The sequence below is a fragment of the Vibrio sp. genome, assembly GCF_984391705.1.
The window spans coordinates 2,751-7,053 of sequence record NZ_CFHWOM010000099.1 but is presented as its reverse complement, the minus strand read 5'-3'; the positions used below and the strand labels follow the sequence as shown (position 1 = coordinate 7,053).

The 4,303-nt window shown below is 45.4% G+C and carries 4 protein-coding genes; all 4 read left to right on the top strand.

Going from position 1 to position 4,303, the window contains the following annotated elements; genetic code table 11:
* The first annotated feature begins 13 nt into the window (after positions 1–13).
* A complete protein-coding gene (locus AC4MRV_RS21200; RefSeq protein ID WP_491189273.1) occupies positions 14–730 on the top strand; it encodes a hypothetical protein in 717 nt (238 codons plus the stop codon).
* Entirely contained in the window at positions 730–1,908 is a 1,179-nt protein-coding gene (locus tag AC4MRV_RS21195; protein ID WP_491189272.1) for a hypothetical protein, read from the top strand. Before AC4MRV_RS21200 ends, AC4MRV_RS21195 begins: the two co-directional genes overlap by 1 nt.
* A complete protein-coding gene (locus AC4MRV_RS21190) occupies positions 1,890–3,287 on the top strand; it encodes a hypothetical protein (protein ID WP_491189271.1) in 1,398 nt (465 codons plus the stop codon). The genes AC4MRV_RS21195 and AC4MRV_RS21190 overlap by 19 nt, the downstream gene beginning before the upstream one ends.
* An 18-nt stretch (positions 3,288–3,305) precedes the next feature.
* Positions 3,306–4,303: hypothetical protein (locus AC4MRV_RS21185; RefSeq protein WP_491189270.1), on the top strand; the 998-nt coding region annotated here is incomplete at its 3' end.

The following is a 4,303-nucleotide window of genomic DNA, read 5'->3' as shown; positions in this document are numbered from 1 at the left end:
AAAGGATACAGAAATGTTTAAAAAAACAGTCATGGCTTCTCTATTTGCTACCGCATTGGCAGGTTGTTCTTCAATTCCAGGTATGGAGTCTGCGACAGTTGACCGTAACGAAATGAGTGAATCACTTCTTAAATCCTGTGTCGAGCTAGGCTCTGAGTACACACCAGTATCTTACGCTGTGGATAAGGTGTCTAAAGTGATGGTGTCGATTCAAGAGCGCCAATGTGCTGTATTCCAAGATTACCGCACACTAGCTGAAAAGCACGCAGATGTAGCAGGTTTCCTAAAGATCAATGCAGATAAGAGTGACGAAGAGCTTCTTGTTGCGATGGATGAATTTGATGAAGGCAAAGCTGAAAATAAGAAAATTCGTCCACAAGTTGAAGCGTATAAAGCTGCGTCAAATTCAATCTTTGATAAGAATGTTGAATTAGCGAAAGACATCGCGTTAGAGGCGGCTGAAGTTGCAATTATCGCTTCAGATAACGCGGCAGTGATTGCTCAAGATTCTGCAATGGCGGGATTCGGTAATGCAGTGTCTTTCTTATCAAGTGAGTCAGAGGAAGACGAAGAAGCAAAAGAAAAGGTACCAGTTGTTGAAGCTTACAACGAAATGAAAGCACGCTCTGTTGTTGTTTACGATGCAAACGACATGATTTCGCTAGACCAAAATACAATCGAGCAACTAGAGAACCTAGACAAAGTTTTAGCAGAGAAAGTTAAGTCGTAATGAAATATTCAAAGATCGCAACACTTGTCGCTGCTGGTCTTGTTTTGGCTGGGTGTAATAGTACTCCCGGCCAACAAACTTATGCAGTTGAGAGTAACGCAGGCAACTCGTCTTTAATTATTGGTAAATCAGCGTTTGAATTCACCAACAGTGATATTGAAGTTCCAGCATACTTCAACACTCAAGGTCTTCAATTCTGTACATACGAAGCAAACGAGAAAGACAGCCGTTGCCCGTTAGCTAAAAAGACTATTCGCCTATACTTTGGTGACGTTCAAACTGACGTTAGCGAGAGCCTTCAAGGCAAATCTGCTGATGTATTCAATGCAATGCATTCAAGTATTGGCAAGTTCGAAACAAAAGCGCTTGAGAACACATTAGAAAACCAATTTGCAGGGGTGAACCGTTTCCGTATCTTGACGCGTGACACTAAGTCAGTAAACGCGGCGATGGAAGAGATTCTTGCCGATGAAGGTGCAGCAAAAGTCGCACAAAAAATGAGTGGTCGTGACAAGTTATCGACGGACTACATCATGAAGGTCGACGTGCTTAAAACTGGCGATATGCTCTTTGGTTCTACGCAGTCTTTATTCCAAACATCAATGGAAATGACGACGGGTGTTATTGACCCGTACACTCGTGAAAAGCTGAGCTACCCGAATATCGGTAAGATCCGCGTTTCTAACTTTGATGTTCGTGATAAGGAAAGCTTCACAACCGTAATCGCAAATGGTGACTACTACCGCGGTTTTAACTACACCAGTAGTAAAGACGTTGATTCTGTGATGAACGAAATGGCGTCACGTGGTTTCGATATCATGTTGACTCGTCTGCTAAAAGAGATGCCAGCAACAGCACAAGTTATGGGCATTAAAGGCGACCGAATCTCGCTAGATCGTGGTCAAAATGCTGGTGTATTACCAAATGAAACCATGGTTGTATTTGAGTACAGTGCAGGTTTTGTTGAGCCAATCGGTGTGGCTACGGTTAACCCTAGCCAACAAAGTGCTCAAGGCAAAATCGTACGCTGGAAAGACAGTAAGCTTGCTGATCAAGTGAAAGACGAAGCTGAGCAGGGTATCTACCGTCCAGATCGTCAGCGTCGAATCTTTGCAGTTAGCGTCGGTGTCCCGATGGAATTCATGAAGGAACGCAGCACATGGGCGCAAAAGGGATAAGTCTTAGTCTTACCCTCGGTGGATTGCTCTCGGCTGCACCTGCAGCTGCGCTTGAACTTGATAAGAGCCAGTCAACACTGGCTCTTGTTGAGCAGGGGTGCGCCTATGGTCGTGGTGCGTTAGCGATAGAGGGGGCGAAAGCGGATGCGATCAATAACCTGCGACTGTTTTTAAATGGGCAGGTTTCACTTTCTTTATCTTCTGAAGATTCCGAATTACTCAACGAACAGTTTAATCAAGCTGCTCGAGAAATGTTAGTAACTGGAATCGAGAGAGGGATGATCACAGCGGATTTTGGGCAACCTGAAATCTACGGCGATGATACCTGTGTGAATGTGCGTCTTATGCCACCAACGCAAACAGAAGAAGACTCAGACGAGGGTATTGTTTGGGGTTCTGACTCGACGGTTTCTGTTGTGGTCATCGGTGAGGGTATCTCGAACGCTAAGCAAGGTTTAAGTGCGCGCCAAGCGGCTGAGCAAGATGCATTTCGTCGTGCTATCAGCCAAGTTTTGGGCGTGATGGTCAAATCTGGCTACCTTCAGCAAACCTATTTAAGCATGTCGGCAAACGCGGTCAGTGATGACTTTAACTTGCATGATGTGGCTGTCCAATCCTTATCAATGCAATCGCAAGGTATGATTACTGGTTGGAGCGAAATTTCTAGCCAAACTAAACCAAATGGTGTGCTTGTCGTGACGCTCGATGTGTCTGTTGAACGCCAAAAGGTTGAGGCTAAGATCGCTCAACTTATCAAGAGTCTAGGGCAACCTGCCGTTTACGTGGATGCGCACCTTCCGGTTGTTCAAACCACGTTCAGTAGCTCTCTTGCTCAGATGGGCTTCGATCTCTCTGGTACTCCAGAGCAGGCAACCATCATTCTTCAAGTTCAAGAAAAAGAGAAAGTGACGCCTTCCGGCTTGCAGTTGGAATTGGCGGCTAAGCTATTAGACCGAGCGGGTAATGAATACGGTAATTGGCACAACGATCCAACATTGATGACCCTTCCTAACAAAGAGGGGATGCTGAATGAACTAGCGTCGGTGCACTTAGCTGTCGATCAAAACCAGAAAATGCTGACTCAAGCGTTACATAGCGCCGTCCAAAAGATGGCAATGCGTGGTGGCCCGGTTCGAGAATTGATCTTTACGCAGAAAGCGGCAGGTCAACAAGGTCAACTTTATACCTTGCTTAGTGCGATCAACGGCGTTTCTGATATCAAGATTGAAAGTCGTTCTGGCAAGGTGATTGTCCGACTTCGCTCATTAAACAACGCCAATGACCTTGCTCAGTTTATCCAGCCAACGTTGCGCATTCATCAGCCAAATTATCAGTCCAAGCTACGTGTTTTGAACGATTACCAAATCAACGTGCTTTAAGACCTCTACAGGATATTTATGTTTAAAAAAACACTTCTTTCATTGGTACTAGCAAGTGCCTTTGGTTCTGCACATGCAAATGTAGATTTTGACCTTAATGATCTCGTTCCTGCAACCGATGCACCTTCTGAAACTCAAGCTGTAAATACAGATGACGTAAAAGAGGTGGGTGATCTAGTTGTGGCAGCAGACCCGAAAGCCGCAGTACTTGTTGCTCACCAAAGCCTGATCGAAGACGAAGGTGATGGCGTTAAGATGATCGCAGTTGGTTCGGGTATCGGTATTCTATCTACGGGTTCTGGTAGCTACGAAACTTACGAAAACCGTAACGCGACGTTGTTATCTAAGCGTGGTGCATACATGAAAGCTTTCCAAATTGCGAAAAAGCAATTAGTGGAAAACATGGAAGGCATGAGCAACATGTGTGCGACAGCGATCAACGAAACCATGGATGTGATTGATACTGCGACAGAAGGCGCGGCAAACACCACAAGCATGATGAGCGATAACTGTGCTGAGTCAGTAAAAGGCGCATTGGCAGGTTACGTGACGTTCGATGTGTATGATGATCCAAGTGAAAACCTAGTTCGTGTTAGTTTGATTTCAACGCCGAAAACACGTGAGCAAACGAAGCGTAAAGTGGGCGCTCTGACTCAGACTACAGAACCAAACGTGATTTTCAAACAAATCATCGCTGATCTGCAGGCGGGTGTGATGCCTCCTGTTGGTGCGAAAGTGATTACCAACGCTGAAACGGGCGAGTCGTTTGTACTTGGTTTCGGTTCTTCGATCATTCGTGACAACAAGAATAAGAGCGTGAAACGCAAGCTGCTTGGTATGTCGAAATCTCAAGCGCAAGCTAAAGCGAGAAACGGTCTGATTGCAGTAATGCAAGGTGAACAAGTTTACTGGGAAGGTGGTTTCACTGAGAACCAGCTAGAGAAGAATGAACAGTTCGAGTACCCACCTGAGAGCGTTAACCCAGCAGATGCGAAAGTATTGGCAGAAGACAAACA

What these genes read in the sequence shown, in the direction of transcription:
- AC4MRV_RS21200 (WP_491189273.1), top strand. Translation starts at nt 14, where the DNA reads ATGTTTAAAAAAACAGTCATGGCTTCTCTATTTGCTACCGCATTGGCA.
- AC4MRV_RS21195 (WP_491189272.1), top strand. Translation starts at nt 730, where the DNA reads ATGAAATATTCAAAGATCGCAACACTTGTCGCTGCTGGTCTTGTTTTG.
- AC4MRV_RS21190 (WP_491189271.1), top strand. Translation starts at nt 1,890, where the DNA reads ATGGGCGCAAAAGGGATAAGTCTTAGTCTTACCCTCGGTGGATTGCTC.